Source organism: Pseudomonas oryzihabitans, from assembly GCF_032027545.1.
Taxonomy (GTDB): domain Bacteria; phylum Pseudomonadota; class Gammaproteobacteria; order Pseudomonadales; family Pseudomonadaceae; genus Chryseomonas; species Chryseomonas oryzihabitans_F.
The window spans coordinates 241614-266081 of sequence record NZ_JAVSJB010000008.1; the positions used below are offsets into that span (position 1 = coordinate 241614).

The 24468-nt window shown below is 63.3% G+C and carries 25 protein-coding genes; 10 read left to right on the forward strand and 15 right to left on the reverse strand.

The features are described from left to right. Positions 1-104: 104 nt before the first annotated feature. From efeO (RND78_RS16055) to RND78_RS16085, 7 genes are all read right to left on the reverse strand, one after another. Positions 105-920: an iron uptake system protein EfeO gene (efeO, locus tag RND78_RS16055; protein ID WP_312730182.1), complete on the reverse strand. Its 816-nt coding sequence runs from the start codon at positions 918-920 to the stop codon at positions 105-107. A gap of 21 nt (positions 921-941) precedes the next feature. Next, the gene (gene efeB / locus RND78_RS16060; RefSeq protein WP_312730184.1) at positions 942-2231 is read right to left on the reverse strand and encodes an iron uptake transporter deferrochelatase/peroxidase subunit; all 1290 of its coding nucleotides are present in this window, start codon (positions 2229-2231) and stop codon (positions 942-944) included. After that, complete coding sequence (gene efeO / locus RND78_RS16065; protein ID WP_312730185.1) at positions 2228-3427, reverse strand: iron uptake system protein EfeO; 1200 nt, start codon at positions 3425-3427, stop codon at positions 2228-2230. The genes efeB and efeO (RND78_RS16065) overlap by 4 nt, the downstream gene beginning before the upstream one ends. Continuing rightward, positions 3424-4281, reverse strand: a complete 858-nt coding sequence (efeU, locus tag RND78_RS16070) for an iron uptake transporter permease EfeU (RefSeq protein WP_312730186.1) — start codon at positions 4279-4281, stop codon at positions 3424-3426. The genes efeO (RND78_RS16065) and efeU overlap by 4 nt, the downstream gene beginning before the upstream one ends. Positions 4282-4430: 149 nt before the next feature. Then, positions 4431-5453, reverse strand: coding sequence for a twin-arginine translocation pathway signal protein (locus RND78_RS16075; protein ID WP_312730187.1), 1023 nt, complete (start codon positions 5451-5453; stop codon positions 4431-4433). Positions 5454-5504: 51 nt separating this feature from the next. Further along, complete coding sequence (locus tag RND78_RS16080) at positions 5505-5909, reverse strand: 3-phosphoshikimate 1-carboxyvinyltransferase (protein ID WP_312730188.1); 405 nt, start codon at positions 5907-5909, stop codon at positions 5505-5507. A 101-nt stretch (positions 5910-6010) separates the two neighbouring features. Further along, the gene (locus RND78_RS16085) at positions 6011-7039 is read right to left on the reverse strand and encodes an RNA methyltransferase (protein WP_312730189.1); all 1029 of its coding nucleotides are present in this window, start codon (positions 7037-7039) and stop codon (positions 6011-6013) included. Positions 7040-7124: 85 nt separating this feature from the next. Between RND78_RS16085 and RND78_RS16090 the strand changes: the two genes are divergently transcribed. Further along, positions 7125-7427: a DUF1883 domain-containing protein gene (locus RND78_RS16090; protein WP_133863084.1), complete on the forward strand. Its 303-nt coding sequence runs from the start codon at positions 7125-7127 to the stop codon at positions 7425-7427. Between the two features lie 35 nt (positions 7428-7462). Here the strand turns inward: RND78_RS16090 and RND78_RS16095 are convergent, their stop codons facing one another. From RND78_RS16095 to metH, 3 genes are all read right to left on the reverse strand, one after another. After that, positions 7463-8590, reverse strand: a complete 1128-nt coding sequence (locus RND78_RS16095; RefSeq protein WP_312730191.1) for a PQQ-dependent sugar dehydrogenase — start codon at positions 8588-8590, stop codon at positions 7463-7465. A gap of 191 nt (positions 8591-8781) precedes the next feature. Next, complete coding sequence (locus RND78_RS16100) at positions 8782-9345, reverse strand: DUF2059 domain-containing protein (protein ID WP_312730192.1); 564 nt, start codon at positions 9343-9345, stop codon at positions 8782-8784. 80 nt (positions 9346-9425) lie between these two features. Further along, positions 9426-13136 carry a methionine synthase gene (gene metH / locus RND78_RS16105; RefSeq protein ID WP_312730193.1) on the reverse strand — a complete coding sequence of 1237 codons (3711 nt, stop codon included), beginning with the start codon at positions 13134-13136 and terminating at the stop codon, positions 9426-9428. A 270-nt stretch (positions 13137-13406) separates the two neighbouring features. Between metH and RND78_RS16110 the strand changes: the two genes are divergently transcribed. From RND78_RS16110 to nfuA, 3 genes are all read left to right on the forward strand, one after another. Then, positions 13407-14378, forward strand: coding sequence for a response regulator (locus RND78_RS16110; protein ID WP_409457057.1), 972 nt, complete (start codon positions 13407-13409; stop codon positions 14376-14378). A gap of 2 nt (positions 14379-14380) precedes the next feature. After that, entirely contained in the window at positions 14381-15346 is a 966-nt protein-coding gene (locus RND78_RS16115; protein ID WP_312730195.1) for a diguanylate cyclase, read from the forward strand. 81 nt (positions 15347-15427) lie between these two features. Continuing rightward, positions 15428-16012 carry a Fe-S biogenesis protein NfuA gene (gene nfuA / locus RND78_RS16120; RefSeq protein WP_312730196.1) on the forward strand — a complete coding sequence of 195 codons (585 nt, stop codon included), beginning with the start codon at positions 15428-15430 and terminating at the stop codon, positions 16010-16012. Positions 16013-16073: 61 nt separating this feature from the next. On the opposite strand, the gene RND78_RS16125 is transcribed toward nfuA, so the two are convergent. Then, positions 16074-16484, reverse strand: coding sequence for a PA2817 family protein (locus RND78_RS16125; protein WP_312730197.1), 411 nt, complete (start codon positions 16482-16484; stop codon positions 16074-16076). Positions 16485-16626: 142 nt separating this feature from the next. Here RND78_RS16125 and RND78_RS16130 point away from each other — a divergent pair, with 142 nt between their 5' ends. The 3 genes from RND78_RS16130 to queF are packed head-to-tail and all read left to right on the forward strand — an operon-like array spanning position 16627 to position 19177. Further along, positions 16627-17559, forward strand: a complete 933-nt coding sequence (locus tag RND78_RS16130) for an ABC transporter ATP-binding protein (RefSeq protein ID WP_312730198.1) — start codon at positions 16627-16629, stop codon at positions 17557-17559. Beyond that, entirely contained in the window at positions 17556-18335 is a 780-nt protein-coding gene (locus RND78_RS16135; RefSeq protein ID WP_059229419.1) for an ABC transporter permease, read from the forward strand. Before RND78_RS16130 ends, RND78_RS16135 begins: the two co-directional genes overlap by 4 nt. A gap of 14 nt (positions 18336-18349) precedes the next feature. Further along, positions 18350-19177, forward strand: coding sequence for an NADPH-dependent 7-cyano-7-deazaguanine reductase QueF (gene queF, locus RND78_RS16140; RefSeq protein WP_312730199.1), 828 nt, complete (start codon positions 18350-18352; stop codon positions 19175-19177). Here the strand turns inward: queF and RND78_RS16145 are convergent, their stop codons facing one another. Continuing rightward, positions 19178-19447, reverse strand: coding sequence for a DUF4404 family protein (locus RND78_RS16145; RefSeq protein WP_312730200.1), 270 nt, complete (start codon positions 19445-19447; stop codon positions 19178-19180). A 143-nt stretch (positions 19448-19590) separates the two neighbouring features. Here RND78_RS16145 and RND78_RS16150 point away from each other — a divergent pair, with 143 nt between their 5' ends. Beyond that, the gene (locus RND78_RS16150; RefSeq protein ID WP_312730202.1) at positions 19591-20292 is read left to right on the forward strand and encodes a VacJ family lipoprotein; all 702 of its coding nucleotides are present in this window, start codon (positions 19591-19593) and stop codon (positions 20290-20292) included. Positions 20293-20353: 61 nt separating this feature from the next. On the opposite strand, the gene RND78_RS16155 is transcribed toward RND78_RS16150, so the two are convergent. Continuing rightward, positions 20354-20653, reverse strand: a complete 300-nt coding sequence (locus RND78_RS16155) for a PilZ domain-containing protein (protein ID WP_312730204.1) — start codon at positions 20651-20653, stop codon at positions 20354-20356. A gap of 203 nt (positions 20654-20856) precedes the next feature. On the opposite strand from RND78_RS16155, the gene rssB reads away from it, so the two are divergent. Together rssB and rssC are read left to right on the forward strand one after the other, a co-directional pair. Continuing rightward, positions 20857-22041 carry a two-component system response regulator RssB gene (rssB, locus tag RND78_RS16160; protein WP_059229409.1) on the forward strand — a complete coding sequence of 395 codons (1185 nt, stop codon included), beginning with the start codon at positions 20857-20859 and terminating at the stop codon, positions 22039-22041. Then, complete coding sequence (rssC, locus tag RND78_RS16165) at positions 22038-22520, forward strand: anti-sigma factor antagonist RssC (protein ID WP_059229407.1); 483 nt, start codon at positions 22038-22040, stop codon at positions 22518-22520. Before rssB ends, rssC begins: the two co-directional genes overlap by 4 nt. A gap of 12 nt (positions 22521-22532) precedes the next feature. On the opposite strand, the gene tal is transcribed toward rssC, so the two are convergent. Together tal and dusA are read right to left on the reverse strand one after the other, a co-directional pair. Next, positions 22533-23459, reverse strand: a complete 927-nt coding sequence (gene tal / locus RND78_RS16170) for a transaldolase (protein ID WP_312730206.1) — start codon at positions 23457-23459, stop codon at positions 22533-22535. A gap of 46 nt (positions 23460-23505) precedes the next feature. After that, a partial coding sequence (gene dusA, locus RND78_RS16175) for a tRNA dihydrouridine(20/20a) synthase DusA (protein WP_312730208.1) occupies positions 23506-24468 on the reverse strand: 963 nt, incomplete at its 5' end.

Consider the following 24468-nt stretch of genomic DNA (forward strand, 5'->3'; position numbering starts at 1 on the left):
AGCAGCAGGGCTATATGCTTAAAAGCGATGTTTCTTTATATATAAATCTATTCCGGCGATAAGCGGTAGGAGCGGTGCGGCGCCGGACACCGCCCCTAGGGCACTTAATTCAGGCCCAGCTTGCCACGCAGAGTGGACAGATCCTCGGCCAGGGTATTGACCGGGCCGACCAGGGCCTTGCGATCACGCTCGCTGACCTTGTCGTAGGTCTCGAAGCCGCCATCCTTGGTCTTGTACTTGGCCAGGATCTTGTCGACGGTAGCGAAGTTCTTGTCGACCTTGGCGACGAAGGCCTTGTCCTGTTTCTCGATCTGCGGGCGGAATAGGTCGACGATCTTCTTGGCGCCATCGACGTTGGCCTGGAAGTCATAGAGATCGGTGTGGCTATAGCGCTCTTCTTCGCCCGATACCTTGGTGGCCGCGACTTCTTCCATCAGCGCCGCGGCACCGCCTACCACCTTCTCCGGCGGGAAGGTCAGACCGTCGACCCGGCCTTGCAGGTCCTTGACGTCGCTCAGCAGCTTGTCGGCGATGGGCCCCTGGCCTTCGGTAGTATTCTGGGTGAAGAGGGCGTATTCCAAGCGGTGGAAGCCAGTGAAGTCCTCGGACTTCACCCCCTGCTCGTGGTCGTCTTCCCGTGAGTCGATGGCGGCGTCCAGGTCGCTGAAGAGTTCGGCGATGGGCTCCACCTGCTCGTAGGACACCCGGGTAGGGGCATAGAGCTTACGCGCCGTGGCCAGGTCACCGCGCTTGACCGCCGCGGTGAAGGCCTCGGTCTGCTCGGCGAGCTTGGCCAGGTTGTCGGTCACGTAGATCTTGTAGTCGGAGATGGGGCCGACCAGGTCCAGTGGCGAATTGGCGGCGAACACCGGCGCGCTGAGCGCCAGACCGAGGGCAACGGCGAGGAACGAGCGTTTCATTCGACTTCTCCTGTCGAGGTTTCAAGACTGCGCGGCGGCCAAGAGGCTGCGGCCGAGGTAATCCTTTGGATCGGTGATGCCCGGCAGGACGAAGAAGTAACCGCCGCCGATGGGCTTGATGTATTCCTCCAGGGGCTCGCCATCCAGGCGCTTCTGCACGGCGATGAAGCCCTGCTCGAGATCGGCCTGATAGGCGATGAACAGCAGGCCCATGTCGAGCTGGCCGTTCTTGCGCACGCCGTTGGAGTAGTTGAAGGGCCGGCGCAGGATGAGATTGCGCTGGCTCTCCAGGGTGCGTGGGTTGGCCAGGCGGATGTGGGCATCCAGGCGCGTGACCTGGCCCTTGGGGTCGCTGCCGTAATCCGGTACATCGGTCTCGTGACCGCCCGACATGGGCGCGCCACTGGCCTTGCGCCGACCGAAGATGGCTTCCTGCTCCTGCAGTGGCGTGCGATCCCAGCGCTCGACGAAGTTACGGATGATGCGCACCGCCTGGTAGCTGCCCTGGGCGGCCCAGGTGGGCTCGCCGTTGCCAGGCTGGACCCAGACGATGTGGTCCATGGCCTGCTGGTCGGTGGAGTCGGGGTTGGCCGAGCCATCGCGGAAGCCGAGGAAGTTGCGTGCGCTTTCCGCGGGCTTGCCGGGTACCGGGTCCTGCACGGGCACGCTGCCTTCCTGCTTCCAGCGGATCGCCAGCAGATCGGGCAGGTTCTTCACGATGTCGCGCAGCGCGTGGATATTGGTGTCCGGCGTATTGGCACAGAACTGCAGGCAGAGATCGCCGTGGCAGCAATCCGCTTCCAGGGCGTCGTTGGGGAAGCTGGTCATGCGCTGCAGATGCTTGGGCTTGGCTGCCGCCAGGCCGAAGCGGTCGTCGAACAGGGACTCGCCCACCGAGAGGGTGATGGTGAGGTTGTCGGGCGTCACCACTGGGCCGAGGATGCCGGAATCCAGCGGCGGTAGCCTGGGGTCCACCTCGGGCACGGGACCGCCCTGCATGAGGAAGCGAATGCGCTCGTCGAGGGTGCGCAGCAGCCGCTCCAGGTCTTCGCGATCGCTGGCCAGGACATCGAAGGCCACGACCATGCCGGCCGCCGGGCGCGGAGTGACGATGCCGCTCTGGTGCCGGCCAAAGAATTCCTGGCGCTGATGGGTGTTGGCACTGCCGGGGGCGCGGGTCACCTCGGCGGTGGTGGCGGCACTGGCATGCATCGGGCACAGACCGGCGCCGGCCAGGGCCAGGCTGGTGGCGCCGAGGCCGCCCAGCAGCCGGCGGCGTTCGATATTGGGCTGATCGGAAGATTTCTTCATGACGAGGTCTTGGTCGCGGCAAGGCCGAGGGCAGGGGCTACCTGGTCGAGGGTGTCGGCCAGGGCCTGCGCCGCTGCGGCGATGCGGTTGCGTTCTTCGCTGGAGAGGCTGGCATAGGGACGCCGCTGATCGCCCAGGGCCGTGGCGAAGGCCTGGACCTGGCTGTCGAGTCGCTGCTGCAGGTCCTGATTGCCCTTGCTTAGCAGGGGCCGCAGCAGGTCGATGATCTTGCGAGTGCCGTCCAGGTTCGCGGCGAAGCCGGGCAGCACGAGCTGGCTGTAGCGCTCTTCCTCGCCGGAAATGCGGGTGGTGGCCAGGTTGTGCAGCAGGCGCGCGGCGTTGCCGCTGAGTTGCTCCGGCGGCAGCGACTGGCCGAGCAGGGCGTCGCGCAGCGCGGCGGCGTCCTGTTGCAGGCGCGCGGCGATCGGCTCCAGCCCAGCCGTGCTGTTGGCGACGAACAATCCGTGCTCCAGGCGATGGAAGCCACCGAAGGCGGGATCCTGCTCGCGCTGTTCGTAGTAGTCGGCGCGGGCGTTGAGGCGATTGTCCAGCTCGGCGAAGCGCTGGGCGGTGGCGGCCAGGCGCTGGTAGGGCAGGCGGGCGGCGGCGTAGGCGGTGCGTGCCTGGTTTAGGTCGCCGGTGGCCAGGGCTTGTTGCAGCACGCTGATGCCCTGCAACAGCAGGCGGCTCTGCTGATTCAGGTAGACGCGGTATTCCGACAGCGGCCCGATGAATTGGGTCAGGGTCGGGCCGGCCTTGCTGGCGGCTTCCGAGGCAGCGGTGGGGAGTACCTTCAACGTCCCCCGTGGATTGCTCAGCAAGCCGCAGGTGATGGCGTAGTCGCCGGGGGCCAGGGTGGCGTTGATGACCTGGCTGAGTCCGGGGGCGATGTTCTCGCGTTCCTCGACCACCAGGACGCCGTCGAGAATCTCCCACTCAACCGCGCGGTCCGAGCGGTTGACGATGCGGAAGCGCGCCGGTCCCGCGGGCACTTCGAGGGCATTGGGTTCGCAGCGATTGGCCAGGATGTCGACCTTGATTTCGCCGTCGGCCACGGCGGCGTGACGCTCGCCCGCCGAGCGCGAGGCGTAGTAGAAGGCCGCGGCCGCCACGATCAGCAGGCTCGCGGAGCCGAACAGGGCCAGGCGCAGTGCCGGCGAGGTTTTCTTCGGCAGGTTGGCGTTCGGGGCGTTCACGGCTGGCGCTCCAGCGAAGCGGTGGAAGGATTCGACGCGGCCGGGCGCGGCGGTGCCGGAGTGCGGAAGAACAGCGGCAGGGTGACGGCGAGGAACAGCAGGTAGGCGCCGAGGGTACTCACGGTCGGGGTGTCCTGGTAACCGAACATGCCGGCCAGCACCGTGCCAACCGGGCCGTCGGCGGGCAGCAAGTGACTCCAGTCGAACAGCACCTGCTGCAGCGAATTCCACAAGCCGGCTTCATGCAGTGCCTTGATCGAGTTGGTGAACAGGCCGGCCGCGACGAACAGGATGAACAGCCCGGTGAAACGGAAGAACTTGCCCAGGTTCAGTCGCACGCCGCCGGTGTAGAGGCCATAACCCACCGCGATGGCGATGATCAGCCCCAGCAGGGCACCCAGCGGGGCACCCGGACCGGTGCTCTGCTGGAAGATGGCCAGCAGGAAGAACACGGTTTCCAGTCCTTCACGGGCGACTGCCAAGAACACCATGCCAATCAGGGCATAGACCTGGTTACGCGAGGCGGACAGGGCGTTCTCCAGGGATTCGTGCAGCTCGCTCTTGATGGAACGCGCTGCCTTGCGCATCCAGAACACCATGGAGGTCAGAATGGCGGTCGCGGCCAGACCGACCACCGCTTCGAACAGCTCCTGCTGGCGCTGTGGAAACTCGGCGCTGGCCAGCTGCAGGCCGGCGCCGACGAAGAGCGAAAGGGCTGCTGCCAGCATCACCCCGATCCACACCGCCGGCATCCAGTGGCCGCGACCGGTGCGCTGTAGATAGCTGGCGATGATGCCAACGATGAGCGCCGCCTCGATACCTTCGCGGAGCATGATCAGGAAAGGGACGAGCATGGAGTGGATCACCGCCTGAGAAGAGAAAGAGCGAACGCCCTTCGCAATCGGCACTTTGTATCACAATGATTCAGTTTGTTAAATGAGGATGATTCTCGTACGACAGCTCGCCAGGTCTGCACAAAGGCGACTGGCGCGCGCTTTTGGGCTCAGCTGCGGAAGACCACGGCGGTGTCGGGCGCCTTACCCGTGGCGAAGCGCCGGACCTCGCGCCAGTTACGCAGATCGACCACCGCCAGCTGGTTGTCTTCCAGTGCCGCGAACAGGCGCTCGCCGTCGGGGGCGAGGTTGAGCCCCGGTACGGCACTGCCCATGGGCAGATAGGCCACTTCGGCCAGGGTGTCGGGCCTGAGCAGTGACAGACTCTTGTCCGCCAGGTTGGAGACCAGCAGATGACCATCCGGCAGGGCGACTACGCGTACGGCTTCTCCGCGCAGCCTTGTCTGGCTGATGGGGGCGAGGTCGCGGGCGTCCAGCGCATGGAGGATGCCAGCGAAGCGATCCAGCACATAGAAGACGCGCTCGTCCGGACTCAGGCAGCAGCCTTCTGGCGCCTGGCCAAGTAGTCTTTTCACCGGCAGGACGGCGGGATTGTGGGTATCCACCAGGATCACCAGACCGCTCAGGGTATCGGCGACATAGGCACGGCGCCCGTCACGGGTCAGTACGAAGTAGTGGCTGCGGGTGCCGCCCACCGGGACGATCTGGCTGGGGTACTCGGCAGTGGCGGGCTGGTCGAAGCGGATGAGCAGCGAATCGGTCTCGCTGAGCACATAGAGGCGACCCTGGTCATCCAGGCGCATGCCGTGCAGGCGGTGATAGGGCGACAGATCGATGGATCTCACCAGGCGACGTTCGGCGAGATCGATCACGCTGACCTGATGCCCCCCTTCGCCAGGCGCTTGCCAGCTCTTTACTCCGTACTGGCCGACATAGGCATAGCGCCCTTGGCGATCGGCGACGATCTCGTGGGGTTGCGCAGGCAGCTCCAGGCTACTGGTGCGCTCGCCGTCGGCCAGGCGGTAGAAGGCGACGCCGGGCGCTTCCTTCTCGACCAGGGCGAGATACTCGGTGTTCGCCGCGAAGGCGCGGAGCGGATAGCTGCCCAGCAGGGGCAGGGCAGCACTGGCGGCGAGCAGGCCGAGGGTCTGGCGGCGATTCAGGTGGGGCATAGGAGGTCTCCCGGTAGGCAAGCCTCCCTGCCAGGGTCGTGCGAATCCGTGCTACTCGAACAGACCCTTGAACCAGTCCCAAAGTCCCACGTGATAATCCGGCAGGATGTCGATGCCGAGCGCGGACTTGAGCAGATAGAGCAACACCAGCCCGACCAGGCCGCAGGCCAGCAGGATCACCGCGAGCATGGTGGCCTTGCCGAGCAGCGACAATTCCTGCTCCAGGCGCGAGAGCTGCCGGTAGTTGCGCCCGGCCAGCACGACGAAGTAGTAGCGGCGATGCCAGAACTTGAGGGTGCCGCGCAGATCGATGCTGTGCTTGCCCCAACTGCGGGTACCGAAGGCCAACTTGAGCGCTTCCAACTGTTCCTCGGTGAAGGACTCCCGTAGCTCGTCCGGGAGCCGTTCCTTCAGGCCGGCGATGAAAGGGTCGTGGCGATAGCTGCGGTCCTGCATGAAGAGTGCTTCCCTTTGAATGGTGCAAAGGCAGTCAGAAAGACCGAAAAGGTCAGCGTTCCGCCTGACCTGATGGGCGGGTTCCTGGACGGGACGATCGGTCAGGCGCTGACTCGCCTTGGCCGCAGCACCTCGGCCCTTGCCCGCAACTGGCCGCAACCGCCATCGACGTCCTGCCCGGCGGAGTTGCGCACCTTGGTGAGAACACCGCGGCTATGCAGGTAGCGCACGATCTGGACGATGCGCTCGCCATCGGGACGCTGGTAGTCGTCCACTTCCAGGCTGTTGTAGGGGATCAGGTTGAGTACGCCGTACTTGCCCTTCAGCAGGCGCAGTAGCTCGTCCATTTCCTCCTGGCTGTCATTGATGCCGGATAGCAGCGTCCACTGGTACTGGATGGGATAGCCGATCAGTCGCGCATAGGCTTCGCCGAGTTCGACCAGCTCGGCGGGCTCGTAGCGTGGCGCCCTGGGCAGCAGCCGGGCACGGCGCTCGGCATCGGTGCTGTGCAGCGACAGCGCCAGCGCTGGCCTGACCTCTTGCCGGGGCAGGCGCTCGAACACCCGGGGATCGCCCACCGTGGAAAACACCAGGTTGCGATGACCAATGCCGCCGGCGGTGCCCAGCAGGTCGATGGCGTCCAGGACGTTGTCGAGGTTGTGGGCCGGCTCGCCCATGCCCATGAAGACCACCTTCTTCACTGGCCGCAGGCGCCGGGCGAGGGCGACCTGGGCGACGATCTCGGCGCTGCCCACCTGGCGCAGCAGGCCGCTCTTGCCGGTCATGCAGAAGACGCAGCCCACCGCGCAGCCGACCTGGGACGACACGCAGAGCCCGTCGCGCGGCAGCAGCACGCTTTCCACCGCCTGGCCATCGCCCAGGGTCACCAGCATCCGCGCCGAACCGTCGGCTCCCGGATGCTCCGAGGTCACCCGGGCCAGGCCTTCCAGTCGCGCGGTCAGTGCCGGGATGGCCTGGCGTACCTCCAGCGGCAGAAAGTTCTCCGCCTGCTGGCGCCGGGTGCCGGTATCCAGGGGCAGCCCCTGGCACCAGGCGCGGAGGATCCGGGCACTGTGCTTGGGCTTGGCGCCGGCATCGGCGAGCAACTGGACGACATCGGAAATACGCATGGGAAAAGGGCAGGTCGAGGGCGGGCGGCGATAATAGGACAGGGCAGGGATGCTATCCTAGTCCTTTGCAAGACGAGGACCCGTCATGAAGTTCATCCACCAGCGCGAGCATCTCAATGAGGGCGACCTGGTCGTCATCCAGAGTTCGGGGGTGTGCAACATCCGCCTGATGAACGATGCCAATTTCCGCAGCTTCAAGAACGGCGGCCGCCACTCCTATCACGGCGGCGCCTTCGACACCTTTCCAGCGCGCATCACCGTCCCGAGCACCGGCTTCTGGAACATCACCCTGGACACCGTCACCAAGCGGCCGATCAGCGTGACCCGCAAACCCGAGATCAAGCACTCGATCAAGATCGTCCGCCGCTCGCCTTCCGAGTTGCGTTGAGACAGCGGTCACCCGTCCCTGGGTGATCCTGCTGGCTATTTCGGCTGCAACTCCAGCAGCCGTGCCTTGGCGCCGTCTTCCAGGACCCAGAGGCTGCCGTTGGGACCTTCTTCGACGTCGCGGATGCGCGTGCCCATGGCATAGCGCTCGACTTCGCGTGCCTCTTCGCCCTTGAGTTCGATCCGCACCAGCGCCTTGGAAGACAGGCCGCCGATGAAGGCATTGCCCTTCCAGGCCGGGAAGCGGCTGCCCTCGTAGATCATCAATCCGGCCGGGGAAATCACCGGCGTCCAGGTGATCTTCGGCGGGATGAATTCCGGGCGCGTCGCGTGATCCGGGATCGGCTTGCCGCCATAGTGATCGCCATTGGAGACCTCGGGATAGCCGTAGTTACCGCCACGCTGGATCAGGTTCAATTCGTCGCCACCCTGGGGGCCCATCTCCTGTTCCCACAGGCGACCCTGGGTGTCGAAGGCGATGCCCAGCGGGTTGCGGTGACCCAGCGACCAGACCTGCGCCGCCACGCCGCCCTGCTGGGCGAAGGGGTTGTCCGCCGGCGTGCTGCCGTCGTCGTTGAGGCGGATGAGCTTGCCCAGGTTGCCGGTCATGTCCTGGGCCGGTGTGAATTTTTGCCGTTCACCCGAGGTGATCCACAGCTTGCCGTCCGGCCCGAATCTCATCCGGTGGCCATAGTGGCCGTTGCCCGTGAGCTTGGGCGTCTGGCGCCAGATCACCTGTAGCTCGCTGAGCGAACCACTGCCGTCGGTGTTCAGCTTCAACTTGGCCCGGGCGACCGCAGCACCCTGGGTGTCGCCTTCGCCGGCCTCGGCATAGCTCAGGTAGATCAGCCGGTTACTGGCGTATTGGGGATGCAGGATGACGTCGCCCAGCCCGCCCTGGCCGGCGGCGACCACCTTGGGCACACCGCTGATGTCCTGCGCCTTGCCGGTCTGCACGTTCAGGTGCTTGAGGACGCCGCCTTTCTCGGTGACCAGCGCCGTGCCATCCGGCAGGAAGGCGATGGCCCAGGGCGCGTCCAGGGTGGCCCGTGGGGTGGCGGTGAAGGGCCACTGAGCTTCACTCAGGGCCTGGGGCGCAGCATTGGCGTTCAGGGTGGCGAGACCGAGCAGGAGACTGCCGGCGGCTAGGGTAAGGCCTTTCATGGGCACGCGGTCCTCGTCGATGGAAGTCCCTACACCCTAGTAGGGACGCCCGCGAAAAGGGCCGCGTTTTTGTTACCTGAGGCGTCTAAGGCATAAAGGCTAACCAATAACCGGCGTCTTCTAGAGCTTATCAACCTCTTGGATTTCAGGTGTCTGTAGGGGCTTGTAACTAATTCGTTTCTATCTTGCTATCAGTTGGGTTGGGCTGTATTCGGTTGGGTTGAAGTGGAGGGCTTGGATTGTTTGGCGCAGTTGCACTGAATGGCGATTAGCTTTAGCTCTTTTATGTAATCGTCGGTAGCTTTTTTTATGATGGGTTGGTTTGCCTCTTCAAAGTAGGTGTACATACTCTTTAAAGAGCTTTTTGTGACTTTAAGATCTTTTTGTCCAATAGGGGATGAGTAGAAGCTAATTAACTGGTCAAGCTCTTTTTCAGAAAATTCAGGGCCATAATACTTGGCCCAGAGCGAAACCATTTTGTCGGCGGTCCACAATGCACCTGATGCCTCTACAAAATTATCGTTCGCAACTTTGAAACGCTGCTTGAAATCTTCATTGGGAGTCAGCTGGGAAAGGATTTGCTCGTTAATCTGTGCACTAAACTTCAAGCCGTATTCTTTGCTCTGTTCAAGTTGCTGCCCCCACGCCTCTTTCAACCCCTGGGCCTCTATGAGTCGCTCGATTTTTTCATTCTTGCTTTCTGCAAGTGCTTGAAAGGCCAACGTGAAAACTATCATTCCGATGATTTGGCGCATACCAATACATTCCTTGTAAGTCATATTTGTGTGTCGATGGATTAGCTACAGTTCGCGGCCGTGGAAGGGTACTAATACCGTCATGCATCATACCCCAGATTCGGCGCCAACCACCGTTCCGTCACCGCCAACTCCTGCCCCTTGCGCTCGGTATAACGCTCCACCTGATCCTTGTCGATTTTGCCCACGGCGAAGTACTGGGCCTCGGGATGGGCGAAGTACCAGCCGCTGACGGCCGCTGCCGGGAACATGGCGTAGTGTTCGGTGAGGAAGACGCCGCTGCGACCGGCCTCGTTGAAGCGTGCCTCGGGGTCGAGCAGGGCGAAGAGGGTGGCCTTCTCGGTGTGGTCGGGGCAGGCCGGGTAGCCGGGGGCGGGGCGGATGCCCTTGTATTGCTCGCGGATCAGCGCCTCGTTGTCCAGGGTCTCGTCCGCGGCGTAGCCCCAGTGCTCCTTGCGCACCCGCTCGTGCAGCCATTCGGCGCAGGCCTCGGCAAGACGGTCGGCCAGGGCCTTGACCATGATGGAGTTGTAGTCATCGCCCTTGCGCTCGTAGTCCTTGGCCAGCTCCTCGGCACCGATACCGGCGGTGACGATGAAGCCGCCCATGTAGTCGGTCACGCCGCTGTCCTTGGGCGCGACGAAGTCGGCCAGGGACAGGTTGGGCTTGCCCTCGGGTTTGATGGTCTGCTGGCGCAGGTGGTGCAGGGTGGCCAGGCGTTGGCCGTCTTCGCCATAGACTTCCAGGTCGTCGTCACGCACCTGGTTGGCCGGCCAGAAGCCGAACACGGCGCGGGCCTTGATCAGCTTCTCGTCGATCAGCTTCTTGAGCATGGCCTGGGCATCGTGGAACAGCGCGGTCGCCGCTTCGCCCACCACCTCGTCGGTGAGGATGCGCGGATACTTGCCGGCCAGGTCCCAGGAGATGAAGAAGGGCGTCCAGTCGATGTAGTCGGCCAATACCGCCAGGTCGATGTCCTCCAGCACCCGGGTGCCGGTGAAGCTCGGCTTGGTCGCCTGGTAGCCCAGCCAACTGAAGGCCGGCTTGTTGGCCACGGCCTTTTCGTAGGACAGGCGTTCGGTGCGGGCGCTGCGATTGGCGGTACGCTCGCGCACCTCGACGTAGTCGGCACGGGTGCGCTCGACGAAGCCGGCCTTGAGTTCCTTGGACAGCAACTGAGTAGCCACGCCCACCGCGCGCGAGGCATCGGTGACGTAGACCACGGCATCGTTCTTGTACTGCGGCTCGATCTTGACCGCGGTATGGGCCTTGGAGGTGGTGGCGCCGCCGATCATCAGCGGCAGGGTGAAGCCCTGGCGCTGCATCTCCTTGGCGACATGGACCATCTCGTCCAGTGAGGGGGTGATCAGGCCAGAGAGGCCGATGATGTCGCACTTCTCGGCGATCGCCGTCTGCAGGATCTTCTCTGCCGGGACCATGACGCCGAGGTCGACGATGTCGTAGCCGTTGCAGCCCAGTACCACCCCGACGATGTTCTTGCCGATGTCGTGGACGTCACCCTTGACCGTGGCCATTAGGATCTTGCCCTTGGCCTCGGGCTTGTCGCCTTTCTCCGCCTCGATGAAGGGGATCAGGTGCGCCACCGCCTGCTTCATCACCCGGGCGGACTTGACCACCTGGGGCAGGAACATCTTGCCCGAGCCGAACAGGTCGCCGACCACGTTCATGCCGCTCATCAGCGGGCCTTCGATGACCTCGATGGGGCGCGCGCACTGCTGGCGACACTCCTCGGTGTCCTCGACGATATAGGTGGTGATGCCCTTGACCAGCGCATGCTCCAGTCGCTTGCCCACCGGCAGGCCGCGCCACTCCTCGGTCTCGGCCTCCTTGACCGCACCACCGCCCTTGTAGTCGTCGGCGATGGCCAGCAGGGCGTCGGTGCCCTCGGGGGTGCGGTTGAGCACCACGTCCTCGACCTTCTCGCGCAGCGCGGCGGGGATCTCGTCGTAGATCTCCAGCTGGCCGGCGTTGACGATGCCCATGGTCAGGCCGTTCTGGATGGCGTGGTAGAGGAAGACCGAGTGGATGGCCTCGCGCACCGGGTTGTTGCCGCGGAAGGAGAAGGAGACGTTGGACACGCCGCCGGAGGTGAGGGCGTAGGGCAGGTTGTCGCGGATATAGGCGCAGGCGTTGATGAAGTCGACCGCGTAGTTGTTGTGTTCCTCTATGCCGGTCGCCACGGCGAAGATGTTCGGGTCGAAGATGATGTCTTCCGGTGGGAAGCCCACCTGGTTGACCAGGATGTCGTAGGAGCGCGCGCAGATCTCGTTCTTGCGCGCCTCGGTATCGGCCTGGCCGTCTTCGTCGAAGGCCATGACCACCACTGCCGCACCGTATCTCTTGCACAGCTTGGCATGATGGATGAAGGCCTCGACGCCTTCCTTCATGGAGATGGAGTTGACGATGCCCTTGCCCTGGATGCACTTCAGGCCCGCCTCGATCACCTCCCACTTGGAGGAGTCGATCATGATCGGTACCCGGGAGATGTCCGGCTCGGAAGCGATCAGGTTGAGGAAGGTGACCATGGCCGCCTTCGAGTCCAGCATGCCCTCGTCCATGTTGATGTCGATGACCTGGGCGCCGGCCTCTACCTGCTGTTGGGCCACTTCCAGGGCCTCGGCGTAGTTCTCTTCGCGGATCAGTCGGGCGAACTTGGCCGAGCCGGTGATGTTGGTGCGCTCGCCGACGTTGACGAACAGCGACTCGCGGCTGATGGTGAAGGGCTCAAGGCCGGAGAGACGACAGGCCTTGGGAATCTCCGGCAACTGGCGCGGCCGATGCTTGGCGACCGCCTCGGCGATGGCCTGGATATGCGCCGGGGTAGTGCCACAGCAGCCGCCGACGATGTTGAGCAGGCCACTGGCGGCGAATTCCTCGACCACTACGGCCATCTGCTCGGGGCTTTCGTCGTATTCACCGAAGGCGTTGGGCAGGCCGGCGTTGGGGTGGGCGGAAACGAAGGTATCCGCCTTGGTCGCCAGTTCCTCGACGTAGGGCCGCAGCTCCTTGGCGCCCAGGGCGCAGTTGAGCCCCACGGAGATGGGGTTGGCATGACGCACCGAGTTCCAGAAGGCCTCGGTGGTCTGGCCGGAGAGGGTGCGGCCGGAGGCGTCGGTGATGGTACCGGAGATCATGATCGGCAACTCGATGCCGACCTCTTCGAACACGCCCTGGACGGCGAAGATCGCTGCCTTGGCGTTGAGGGTGTCGAAGATGGTCTCGATCAGGATGAGGTCGGCGCCGCCCTCGATCAGGCCGCGGGTGGCCTCGGTATAGTTCTCCACCAGCGTATCGAAGGTGACGTTACGATAGCCGGGATTGTTGACGTCCGGGGAGATGGAGCAGGTGCGGCTCGTAGGGCCGAGCACCCCGGCAACGAAGCGCGGGCGATCCGGCGTCTCCCGGGTCTTGGCATCGGCCACCTCGCGGGCGACCCGGGCGCCGGCCAGATTCAGCTCGTAGGTGATTTCTTCCATGCCGTAGTCGGCCTGGGAGACCCGGGTGGCGTTGAAGGTATTGGTCTCGAGGATGTCGGCACCGGCATCCAGGTAAGCCTTCTCGATCTCGGCGATGATCTTGGGCTGGGTCAGCAGCAGCAGGTCGTTGTTGCCCTTGACGTCGCTGGGCCAGTCGGCGAAGCGCTCGCCACGGTAGTCCGCCTCTTCCAGCCGGTAGCTCTGGATCATGGTGCCCATGCCGCCGTCGAGGATGAGAATGCGCTGTCCGAGAGCTTGGCGGAGGGCGGCGAGGCGAGCGGTACGATCGGTCATGGGCGTTCCAGAGAGATGAAGAGATACTGGCGAAGGGCGGCAGCATAGCAAAAGCCAGGGCTACGCCCGTGGTCGGCAGACGCTGATGATGAACGCCGCTCATGCAGCCCCGGCGCACCGTTCATGCCAGCGGGACGCGGCATCTGGCGCCCGTGGCGTGCAGGCGCGGCACGAGCTGCTTTACTGTGCAGTGACCGACGTTTACTGTGCGTCAAAACTGCGTCATGGAAGGTGGCCGTGATTCCTCTGGTGATTTGTGACGACTCGAACATGGCGCGCAAGCAGCTGGTTCGCTCCCTGCCGGAGGGCTGGGCGGTATCCATCACCCAGGCTACCAATGGCGAAGAAGCCCTGGCCGCCCTGCGCCAGGGGCTCGGCCAGGTCATGCTGCTGGACCTGACCATGCCGGTCCTGGATGGCTACGGGACCCTGGCGGCCATCCGCAGCGAAGGCCTGCCGGTCAAGGTGATCGTGGTCTCGGGGGACGTTCAGGAGCAGGCCGTCGCTCGCGTCCGTGAACTGGGCGCCCTGGATTTCATTCGCAAGCCGGCCGATCCCGGCGAACTCGTCAAGGTGCTCGAACGCCACGGCATCTATAGCGCCAATGCGGCGGCAACGGCGGAATCCGCCGAGTCGATCGAGCGCCCGGAATTGCAGGTCAGCTTCCGCGATGCCCTGCGCGAGGTGGTCAACGTCTCCATGGGGCGCGCCGGGGCGTTGCTGGCCAAAGCGCTGGACGTCTTCGTCCAGTTGCCCATCCCCAACGTCAACATCCTGGAAGTCAGCGAGCTGCATATGACACTGCAGGATGCGCAGCGGGAGAATCGCCTCAGCGCGGTGTGCCAGGGCTACATCGGCGAGGGTATCGCTGGCGAAGCCCTGCTGATCTTCCACGACTCCGAATTCGACGACATGGCGCGCCTGGTGCGCTGGCGCGAGGCAGGGGAGTCCGGTGACATCGAGATGCTGCTGGACCTGTCCAGCATCATCATCGGCGCCTGCCTCGCCGGCATCGCCGAGCAGTTCGACATCCGCTTCTCCCAGGGCCACCCCACCATCCTCGGTCACCATGCGTCCATCGACGAACTCATCGTCGTCAACAAGACCCGCTGGAAGAAGACCCTGGCGGTCGAACTCAGCTACAGCCTGGAAGGCCATAACGTCCACTTCGATCTGCTGCTGCTGTTCACCGAGGATTCGGTGAAGCGCATCACTCGCAAGATCGGCTACCTGATGAGTTGAGCATGGCCGCACAGATCGACATCAACGAGCTCCACTGGCTGCTGGACATCGTGCAGAACATCGACGTCGGCGTCGTGGTGCTCGACCTCGACTACCGCATCGAGGTCTGGAACAGCTTCATGGAGAACCACTCCGGGCGGATTCTCAGCGAGGTCAGCCAGCAATCGCTGTTCGCCGTCTTCGCCGAGATCGACGAAGCCTGGTTCCGCGCCAAGGCCGAGAGCGTCGTCCTGCTGGGCACCCGGGCGTTCTCGATCTGGGAGCAGCGCCCCTACCTGGTCCACTTCAAGAGCTACCAGCCGATCACCGGGGTGGAAGCCTTCATGTACCAGAACGTGACCCTGCTGCCGCTGCGCGACTCCACCGGCGCCATCGCGCACATCTGCGTGGTGATCTACGACGTTACCGACGTGGCCATCAACAAGCGCCAGTTGGAGCTTTCCAACGACAAGCTGCAGGAGCTGTCGCGTACCGACCGGCTCACCGGCCTGGCCAACCGCGGCTACTGGGAGGAGCGCCTCACCGAGGAGTTCGCCCGGCACCAGCGCTATGGCGGCCGCATGGCCTTGATGATGCTCGACATCGATCACTTCAAGCGTATCAACGACACCTACGGCCATGCCGTAGGTGACCAGGCGATCAAGGCTCTGGCCGGAATGATCAAGACCCACGTCCGTACCGCCGACATCGCCGGCCGTTACGGTGGCGAGGAATTCGGCATCGTCTTGCTCGATACCGGCGTCGACGGTGCGCGGCTGCTCGCCGAACGGTTGCGTGAGGCGGTCGAGGCGATGCGCCTGGACGTGCTCGGAACGCCGCTGAACTTCACCATCAGCATCGGTATCACCGATCTTTCGGTACCCCTGGGTAACCACGAGCAGATGATCCAGCAGGCCGACAAGGCGCTCTACGATTCCAAGCACGCGGGGCGCAATCGAGTGACCAGTTTCGTGCAGAGCCTGGATTGAGACGATTATCCGACTGTTTCACTAGGGCTTTCGTCTAGGGGTGGGGTGGCGTAAACTTGTCACACCTGTTGAGGAGTGACCATGAGCGCCATCATCATTACCGACGCGGCTCAGGATTACCTGGCCGACCTGTTGGAAAAGCAGAACACCCCTGGGATCGGTATCCGCATCTTCATCACCCAGCCCGGTACCCAGTACGCCGAAACCTGCATCGCCTACTGCAAGCCCGGCGAAGAGAAGCCCGATGACCAGCCCATCGGTCTGAAGAGCTTCACTGCCTATATCGACGCCATCAGCCAGCCCTTCCTCGAAGACGCCCTGGTGGACTACGCCACCGACCGCATGGGCGGCCAGCTGACCATCAAGGCGCCCAACGCCAAGGTGCCCATGGTCAACGAGGATAGCCCGCTCAACGAGCGTGTCGACTACTACCTGCAGACCGAGATCAATCCGGGCCTCGCCAGCCACGGTGGCATGGTCAGCCTGGTGGATATCGTCGACGACAACGTCGCGGTGCTGCGCTTCGGCGGTGGTTGCCAGGGTTGCGGCCAGGTCGATCTCACCCTCAAGGATGGTGTCGAGCGCACCCTTCTGGAGCGGATCCCCCAGCTCACCGCCGTGCGCGACGTGACCGACCATACCAATCGCGAAAACGCCTACTACTAAAAGGTAGCGCGTTCGTGCGGTGGCGGAGGGCTATCGACCTGGTCGATAGCCCTCTGGCGTTTCAATGGCGCGCTGCGTCAGCCGGCAGGGTCATCAGGCGCTGTTCCTGCGCCCAGTCGAAGGCTTCGCCACGGGATTCCGCCTCATGGCGGCGTTCGTCCAGTCGCTGATAGAGCTCCAGCTCTTCGTCCGGCATGAAGTGCAGGCAATCGCCGCCAAAGAACCACAGCAGGTCGCGCGGCACCCGGTGGGCGATCTGCGGATAACGACTGAAGATCTGGCTGAGCAGATCCTGACCGAGGTAGGCGTATTCTTCGGGCGCCTTGGGCAGCCCGGCGACCAGCTCATCGAAGCGGTCGAGGAACAGCGCGTGGTTCTCCGAGGGCACCTGCTCGGCCGCGCCGACATCGGCCAGGACCCCACGCAGCTGGGCGAGGAGGGCAACGTGGTGATCGAGATAGGAAGTGGCCATGGGTGTCTCCTGAAAAAGCGGCTGCGCAGTATAGGGGCACTGTCCGACGTTGTCTGGTTCGACTAGGATCGAACCTTTGCTTCCTGCCGGGGTTATAGGAAGTAGTACTTTTCTTTGCGAATCAGTTCTTGCCGGGAGGCACATGAGTCTAGCTCTCTCCATTCGTGGTCTGACCAAGACCTACAACAACGGCTTCACCGCCCTCAAGGGCATCGACCTCGATGTGGTCGAAGGTGACTTCTTCGCGCTGCTCGGTCCGAACGGGGCGGGCAAGTCGACCACCATCGGCATCCTGTCGACCCTGATCAACAAGACCGGTGGCCAGGTCTCGGTGTTCGGCAATGACCTGGACAAGGACCCGGCCGGTCTGAAGCGCTGCCTCGGCGTGGTACCCCAGGAGTTCAACTTCAACCAGTTCGAGAAGGCCTTCGATATCCTGGTGACCCAGGCCGGCTACTACGGCATACCCGCCCGCATCGCCGGCGAGCGCGCCGAGCAATACCTGACCCAGCTCGGACTGTGGGACAAGCGTGATACTCCGTCGCGCATGCTCTCCGGCGGCATGAAGCGTCGCCTGATGATCGCCCGCGCCCTGATCCACAAGCCCCGGCTGCTGATTCTCGACGAGCCTACCGCCGGGGTGGACATCGAGCTACGTCGCTCCATGTGGACTTTCCTCACCGAGCTGAATCGGCAGGGGACCAGCATCATCCTCACCACCCACTATCTCGAAGAGGCGGAACAGCTCTGCCGTAACATCGCCATCATCGATCACGGTGAGCTGGTCGAGCACACCAGCATGCGCAAGCTGCTGCAGAAGCTCAACGTGGAGACCTTCATCGTCGACGTGGTCCAGCCGCTGACGACCGCGCCGCAACTGGAAGGCTATCCGACCCGGTTGCTGGGCGATCACGCCTTCGAGGTGCAGATCGACAAGGCCAGCGGTGTCAATGCGCTGTTCCGCCAACTGGACGCCGCCGGCATCCAGGTCCAGAGCCTGAGAAACAAAGCCAACCGCCTGGAGGAGCTGTTCGTCTCCCTGGTGGAAAAAAATCTAGCCAAGGTCGCCCGATGAGTACCGAATTCCAAGCCAACATGGTGGCGCTGCGGACCATCGTCCACCGCGAAGTACGCCGCTTCACCCGTATCTGGGCGCAGACGCTGCTGCCCCCGGCGATCACCATGGTCCTGTACTTCGTGATCTTCGGTAACCTGATCGGCAACCGCATCGGTGGCATGGGTGGCTTCACCTACATGCAGTACATCGTACCGGGCCTGATCATGATGTCAGTGATCACCAACGCCTACAGCAACGTAGTGTCCAGCTTCTTCAGCAGCAAGTTCCAGCGCTCGGTGGAAGAACTGCTGGTCTCGCCGGTCTCGCCCCACGTCATCCTCATCGGCTACGCCATGGGCGGCATTCTGCGCGGCCTGGCCGTGGCGGCCATCGTCAGCCTGCTGTCGCTGTTCTTTACTCACATGCAGGTGCACCACATCGGCATCATGCTGCTGGTGATCGTCCTGACCGCGGCGATCTTCGCCCTAGGTGGCTTCATCAACGCCGTCTACGCACGCAACTTCGACGACATCTCCATCGTGCCGACCTTCGTGCTGACGCCTCTGACCTACCTGGGCGGGGTCTTCTATTCCATCGACCTACTGCCCGAGTTCTGGCAGAAGGTATCCCTGGTCAACCCCATCCTGCACATGGTCAACGCCTTCCGCTACGGCATCCTTGGCGTGTCGGACATCCGCATCGGGGTGGCGATCGCCTTCATGCTGTTCGCCGTGGTCGTGCTTTATCTGGTCAGCATCCGCCTGCTCGTCAGCGGGCGTGGCATGCGTCACTGAGTGTCGAAAGAGTCATGCAGAGCGTAGAACAATCGCCCCTGGGCAAGAGCACCGAGTACGTCAGCCACTACGAGCCGGCCTTGCTCTATCCCATCCCACGGGCGCCCAAGTGGGCGGAGCTAGGCCTGAGCGCGGAGGCGCTGCCGTTCCGCGGTGTGGATGTCTGGACCTGCTACGAGCTGTCCTGGCTGCTGCCGTCGGGCAAGCCGGTGGTCGCCATCGCGGAATTTGCCATCCCGGCGGCGTCGCCGAACATCATCGAGTCCAAGTCCTTTAAGCTGTACCTCAACTCCCTGAACCAGTCGGTGTTCGCCTCTCTGGGCGAACTCGAAGCCATTCTGGCCGGGGATCTGAGCGCAGCCGCTGGCGCCACGGTCGGGGTCACGCTGCTATCGCTGGATGACTGGGCCGCCCGGGGCATCCAGCGGCCTGCCGGCCAGTGCATCGACGACCTGGACGTCACCGTGGACCGCTATGCCGAGCCGCAGGCCCAGGCCTTGAGCGTCGGCGAGACGCGGAATAGCGAGCGCCTCTATAGTCATCTGCTCAAGTCGAACTGCCCGGTCACCGGTCAGCCGGACTGGGGTACCGTGGTGGTCGAGTACGAAGCAGGGCTGTCGCTGGATCCAGCCAGCCTGCTGCGTTACCTGGTCGCCTTTCGCCAGCACGCCGACTTCCATGAGCAGTGCGTGGAGCGCATCTATCTGGACCTCTGGCGGATACTCCAGCCAGAGCGGCTCACGGTATTCGCCCGCTATGTACGGCGGGGTGGGCTGGACATCAATCCCTACCGCAGCAGCGACGATATCCAGCACGGGATCGAACGTTACGTACGGCAGTGATCAGATGCCCATGCTGCTGAGGCTGTTCATGATCGACCTGAGCGTACCGGCCATGGTGGGGTGACTGACTTCGAAGCGTTCCACTGCCAGATTGACGCCGTCCACCAGGCTGCTGTCGCTGGTATGGGTAGCGTCTTCGTTAGCCAGCTGGAATTCGATGTCGCGGATCAAGAGCTCTAGACTTTCCCGGTCCTCGGGCGAAGACGGCGGATCCTGATCCAGCTGGTGGCGGAGTTCGTCGAGTTGGTCCTGCAGATGAGACGTGGTCATGGCGTTTCTCCTGTGTCCGGATTCTTTGACCGCAACGACGGGTCAAAGATCGAATGACTGAGCTCGGCCACTGAGCCAAAGTAGCAAAGCTATGACTATAATCGGCGCCTTTCAGGCGTCTGAGTGCAACTAGGAGAGAAGCGATGACGGTCGAGCGACGGGGTTCCAGGGTCTGGGGAGTGCTGCTGTCGACAGCCCTGGCGTTTGCCGGTCAGGCGATGGCGGCGGAAGCCGAGAATCCCGATCCGTGGGAGGGCTTCAACCGCAAGATCTTCGTGTTCAACGATACCCTGGACACCTATGCGCTCAAGCCGGTCGCCCAGGGTTACCAGCGCTTCACGCCGGGCTTCGTGCAGACGGGCGTGAGCAACTTCTTCAATAACCTGGGGGACGTGCGCAACCTGGCTAACGACCTGCTGCAGGGCAAGGTGGAGCACGCCGGGGTGGATACCGCGCGGCTGCTGATGAACATTACCCTGGGTGGCCTCGGCCTGGTGGACGTGGCTACCAAGGCCGGTCTGCAGCGCAACGACGAGGATTTCGGCCAGACCCTGGGCAAGTGGGGCGCGAGCAGCGGTCCCTACCTGGTGCTGCCGTTCTTTGGCCCCAGCAGCGTGCGTGACGGGCTCGGCCGTATCCCGGACAGCTACACCAGTGCCTATCCCTATGTGGACGACGTGGCTGTCCGCAACAGCGCCTTCGCCCTCAGCACCGTCGATACCCGCGCCGGCCTGTTGCAGGCCGAGCGCCTGATCACCGGCGACAAGTACGTCTTCATCCGTAACGCCTATCTGCAGACCCGGGAATTCAAGGTCAACGATGGCCATGTGGTAGACGATTTCTAGCGCACGGCGCTACGAAACAAGAAGGCAGCCCTGAGGCTGCCTTTTTTCGTTGCTGTTGCACCTAGCGCATTTCGAGCACGGACAGTCCGAGCAGCTGCTTGCCCGAGTCGGTGGCCTGGACGCGCAGCACCTCGGCATCTGCTTCCAGCCCCTTGAGTTCGGCATGGCTGGAGGGAATGACCACCGTCACCCGGTCACCGACCGAGAGCGCGGTTTCCGCTTCGATCTGGAAGCCGGTGCTGGACATATCGACGCAGCGGGCATCGAAGCTCTGGTCTCCCACCTTGAGGATGGCCTGGGAATCGATATTCATGCGAATGAAGTCGCGCTTTTCACTGTAAGAGCGGTCACTGGTACTCATGGCAATCCTACTGCGTGGGAGGATGGATAGCGTTAGGCTTGAGGTATAAACTCAAGAAAGGCACCCTGTAAAGAAAATCCATCCCGTTGGCAAGCTTGAACGCCTGGGTGGATGGGAGTAGTGTCTCGCCGTGTCGTAATCACCGTGGCCCGTGTCGGATAGCGTCCGCCGGTTAGCCGTTCGGGTGCATGCCTGGATCCTCTATGTCTAATACGCCTGCCACGCTCTTGATCATTGACGATGACGAGGTGGTTCGCCTCAGCCTCGCCGACTATCTCGAGGACAGTGGCTTCAATGTCCTGCAAGCCAGCAATGGCCAGCAGGGCCTGCAGATCTTCGAGCGTGAACAGCCTGATCTCATCATCTGCGACCTGCGCATGCCGCAGGTCGATGGGCTGACGCTGCTGCGCCGGATCAGTGAACTATCCATCGATACGCCCGTGCTGGTGCTTTCCGGCGCGGGGGTGATGAGCGATGTCGTCGAGGCCCTGCGCCTGGGTGCAGCCGATTACCTGATCAAGCCGCTGGAAGACCTGGTGGTGCTCGAGCACTCGGTGAACCGGGCGCTGGATCGTGCCCGGCTACGCCTGGAGAACGATCGCTACCGGGTCAAGCTGGAGAACACCAATCGCGAGTTGCAGGCCAGCCTGAGCCTGCTGCAGGAAGACCAGAACGCCGGTCGCCATGTGCAGATGAACATGCTGCCGGTGACACCCTGGGAAACCGAGGGGCTGAAGTTCGCCCACGAGATCATCCCATCGCTGTACCTGTCCGGCGATTTCGTCGACTACTTTCGTATCGACGAGCATCGCGTCGCCTTCTACCTGGCAGACGTTTCCGGGCACGGCGCCTCGTCGGCGTTCGTCACGGTGCTGCTCAAGTTCATGACCACCCGGCTGCTGTACGAGTCCAAGCGCAACGGTACGCTACCCGAATTCAAGCCGTCGGATGTGCTCGGCCACATCAATCGGGGTCTGCTCGATTGCAAATTGGGCAAACACGTGACCATGCTGGGCGGGGTGATCGACGAGACCACCGAGACCCTGAGCTACAGCATCGGTGGTCACCTGCCGTTGCCGGTCCTGCACACGCCGGACGAGACCCGCTTCCTGGAAGGCAAGGGGTTGCCGGTGGGCCTGTTCCAGGAGGCCACCTACAATGACTACCAGATGGCGTTGCCGGAGCGCTTCAGCCTGACCCTCTTTTCGGATGGCATCTTCGACCTGCTGCCGGGAGACAATTTGAAAGAGAAAGAACGCAGCCTGCCCGAATACGTCCGCCGCGCCGGCGGTACACTGGCAGGCCTGAGTGAAGCCCTTGAGCTGGCAGCGGTCAACGACATGCCTGACGATATCGCTTTGCTGGTGTTGAGCAGGAATCTGGCATGAGCACCGGAAAAATCCAATTTGCCGAGCAGGACGGTACCTTCGTCCTGAAATTCACCGGCGAGGTGCGCCTGACCCTCTGCTCGGCGCTGGATGCGACCATCGAGCACATCTTCTCGTCCTTGAATTTCTCATCCATCGTCATCGACTTGACCGAGACGCAGAGTATCGACAGCACCACCCTGGGCCTGCTGGCCAAGCTGTCCATCCTGTCGCGCCAACGTATCGGGCTGCTGCCCATGCTGACGACGAACAACCCGGACATCCTGCGGCTGCTGGATTCCATGGGCTTCGATCAGGTGTTCAATATCGTCGAGACCGTGCTGCCTTGCCCCGAGTGCCTCACCGACCTGCCACCGCAGGACCAATCCGAAGCCGAGGTGCGCAGTCGCGTGCTGGAAGCCCATCGGGTGTTGATGGGCCTGAACGAATCCAACCGCAATGCCTTTCGCGATCTGGTCAGTGCCCTGGAAAGGCACTGACCCAATCGTCGCTCAGCGCTTGCCCGGCAGCAGCACTTCCAGCTTTTCCTGATCCCGCGCGAACTGGCGGATACCTTCGGCCAGCTTCTCGGTCGCCATGGCATCCTCGTTGTGCGCCCAGCGGAAGGCCGCCTCGTTCAGCTGCTGCTTGGGTTCGCCACTACCAGTGTCGGCGGTCAGCGCGCGCGGCAGGTCGCCCTGGGCGTCAGACAGCTGTTGCAGCAGCTCGGGGCTGATGGTCAGGCGGTCGCAGCCGGCCAGTTGTTCGATCTGGTTCAGGTTGCGGAAGCTGGCGCCCATGACCACGGTCTTGTAGCCGTTGGCCTTGTAGTAACGGTAGATGCGCGTCACCGACTTCACGCCCGGATCCTCGGCGCCTTCGTAATCACGGCCTTCGGCCTTCTTGTACCAATCGTAGATCCGGCCGACGAAGGGCGAGATCAGGAACACGCCGGCGTCGGCACAGGCCGCGGCCTGGGCGAAGGAGAACAGCAGGGTCAGGTTGGTCTGGATGCCTTCCTTCTCCAGTTGCTCGGCCGCGCGGATGCCTTCCCAGGTGGAGGCGATCTTGATCAACACGCGGTCCTTGCCGATGCCGGCCTTTTCATAGAGCTCGATCAGGCGATGGGCGCGCTCCAGGGTGGCGACGGTTTCGAACGACAGGCGCGCGTCCACCTCGGTGGAGATGCGGCCGGGGATCAGCTTGAGGATCTCGCCACCCACGGCCACGGCGAAGCGATCGCAGGCTAGGCCGATGTCGCCACCGGCGCCGCTGAAGGCAGCCTGCAGGTGGTCTTCGTAGCGGGGCAGGGCAGCCGCCTTGAGCAGAAGCGAGGGGTTGGTCGTGGCGTCGTAGGGCTTGAGGCGGGCAATGGCGTCCAGGTCGCCGGTGTCGGCAACGACCGTGGTGTATTGCTTGAGTTGTTCCAGCTTGCTCATGGCAGTCTTTCCTTCGGTTAACGAATGGATATCGTGGAGACGTGACTCAATGGCCCCTGAGAAGTTCAGTGGCCTCGTCGTACAGGCGCAGCGGATCAGGGCTGCGATGCAACTCGGTGGACAGCAGTTGACGGAAGCGCCGCGCGCCGGGAAAACCTTGCGCCAGGCCGAGGACATGACGAGTGACGTGATGGACGACGCCACCCTGTTGCAGATGTGCCTCGACGTAGGGGCGTAGCTGCAGCATGACCTCATGCCGGCTGATCTGCGGACGATCCGCGCCATACAGCGCAGCGTCCACTTCGGCCAGCAGATAGGGGTTCTGGTACGCCTCGCGCCCCAGCATCACGCCGTCGAAGACCTGCAACTGCTCGCGGCAGGTCTCCAGGGTCTTGATGCCGCCATTGAGGATGAACTCAAGATCCGGGAAATCCTGCACCAGTTGCGCGGCCACCTCGTAGCGCAGCGGCGGGACTTCCCGATTCTGCTTGGGCGAGAGCCCCTCAAGGATGGCGATGCGGGCGTGGACGGTGAAGCTGCGGCAACCGGCGTCGGCGACCTGACCGACGAAGTCCCGCAGTGCGTCGTAGCTGTCGCGGCCGGAGATACCGATGCGGTGCTTGACCGTCACCGGAATGGCCACGGCATCGCGCATCGCCTTGACGGCGTCTGCCACGCGCTCGGGATAGGCCATCAGGCAGGCGCCAATCATGTTGTTCTGCACCCGATCGCTGGGGCAGCCGACGTTCAGGTTGATCTCGTCATAGCCCGCCTGCTCGCCCAGCCGCGCCGCCGCGGCCAACTCCTGCGCCACACTGCCACCCAGTTGCAGCGCTACGGGATGCTCGGCCTGGTCATGGCGCAGGAAGCGCTGGGCATCACCATGCAGCAGGGCGCCGGTGGTGACCATCTCGGTATAGAGCAGGGCATGCTGCGAGAGCAGGCGGTGGAAATAGCGGCAGTGACGATCCGTCCAGTCCATCATGGGCGCCACGGAGAAGCGGCGGGA

Coding starts and splice junctions, on each gene's coding strand:
- tal (WP_312730206.1), bottom strand. CDS start 23,459: ATGAGCAAGCTGGAACAACTCAAGCAATACACCACGGTCGTTGCCGAC.
- RND78_RS16145 (WP_312730200.1), bottom strand. CDS start 19,447: ATGACCACGTCTCATCTGCAGGACCAACTCGACGAACTCCGCCACCAG.
- RND78_RS16130 (WP_312730198.1), top strand. CDS start 16,627: ATGAGTCTAGCTCTCTCCATTCGTGGTCTGACCAAGACCTACAACAAC.
- RND78_RS16150 (WP_312730202.1), top strand. CDS start 19,591: ATGACGGTCGAGCGACGGGGTTCCAGGGTCTGGGGAGTGCTGCTGTCG.
- nfuA (WP_312730196.1), top strand. CDS start 15,428: ATGAGCGCCATCATCATTACCGACGCGGCTCAGGATTACCTGGCCGAC.
- RND78_RS16155 (WP_312730204.1), bottom strand. CDS start 20,653: ATGAGTACCAGTGACCGCTCTTACAGTGAAAAGCGCGACTTCATTCGC.
- RND78_RS16090 (WP_133863084.1), top strand. CDS start 7,125: ATGAAGTTCATCCACCAGCGCGAGCATCTCAATGAGGGCGACCTGGTC.
- RND78_RS16125 (WP_312730197.1), bottom strand. CDS start 16,484: ATGGCCACTTCCTATCTCGATCACCACGTTGCCCTCCTCGCCCAGCTG.
- RND78_RS16110 (WP_409457057.1), top strand. CDS start 13,407: ATGGCGCGCAAGCAGCTGGTTCGCTCCCTGCCGGAGGGCTGGGCGGTA.
- queF (WP_312730199.1), top strand. CDS start 18,350: ATGCAGAGCGTAGAACAATCGCCCCTGGGCAAGAGCACCGAGTACGTC.
- RND78_RS16075 (WP_312730187.1), bottom strand. CDS start 5,453: ATGCCCCACCTGAATCGCCGCCAGACCCTCGGCCTGCTCGCCGCCAGT.
- efeO (WP_312730182.1), bottom strand. CDS start 920: ATGAAACGCTCGTTCCTCGCCGTTGCCCTCGGTCTGGCGCTCAGCGCG.
- RND78_RS16095 (WP_312730191.1), bottom strand. CDS start 8,590: ATGAAAGGCCTTACCCTAGCCGCCGGCAGTCTCCTGCTCGGTCTCGCC.
- RND78_RS16115 (WP_312730195.1), top strand. CDS start 14,381: ATGGCCGCACAGATCGACATCAACGAGCTCCACTGGCTGCTGGACATC.
- rssC (WP_059229407.1), top strand. CDS start 22,038: ATGAGCACCGGAAAAATCCAATTTGCCGAGCAGGACGGTACCTTCGTC.
- rssB (WP_059229409.1), top strand. CDS start 20,857: ATGTCTAATACGCCTGCCACGCTCTTGATCATTGACGATGACGAGGTG.
- efeB (WP_312730184.1), bottom strand. CDS start 2,231: ATGAAGAAATCTTCCGATCAGCCCAATATCGAACGCCGCCGGCTGCTG.
- metH (WP_312730193.1), bottom strand. CDS start 13,136: ATGACCGATCGTACCGCTCGCCTCGCCGCCCTCCGCCAAGCTCTCGGA.
- RND78_RS16135 (WP_059229419.1), top strand. CDS start 17,556: ATGAGTACCGAATTCCAAGCCAACATGGTGGCGCTGCGGACCATCGTC.
- efeU (WP_312730186.1), bottom strand. CDS start 4,281: ATGCTCGTCCCTTTCCTGATCATGCTCCGCGAAGGTATCGAGGCGGCG.
- RND78_RS16080 (WP_312730188.1), bottom strand. CDS start 5,909: ATGCAGGACCGCAGCTATCGCCACGACCCTTTCATCGCCGGCCTGAAG.
- RND78_RS16085 (WP_312730189.1), bottom strand. CDS start 7,039: ATGCGTATTTCCGATGTCGTCCAGTTGCTCGCCGATGCCGGCGCCAAG.
- RND78_RS16100 (WP_312730192.1), bottom strand. CDS start 9,345: ATGCGCCAAATCATCGGAATGATAGTTTTCACGTTGGCCTTTCAAGCA.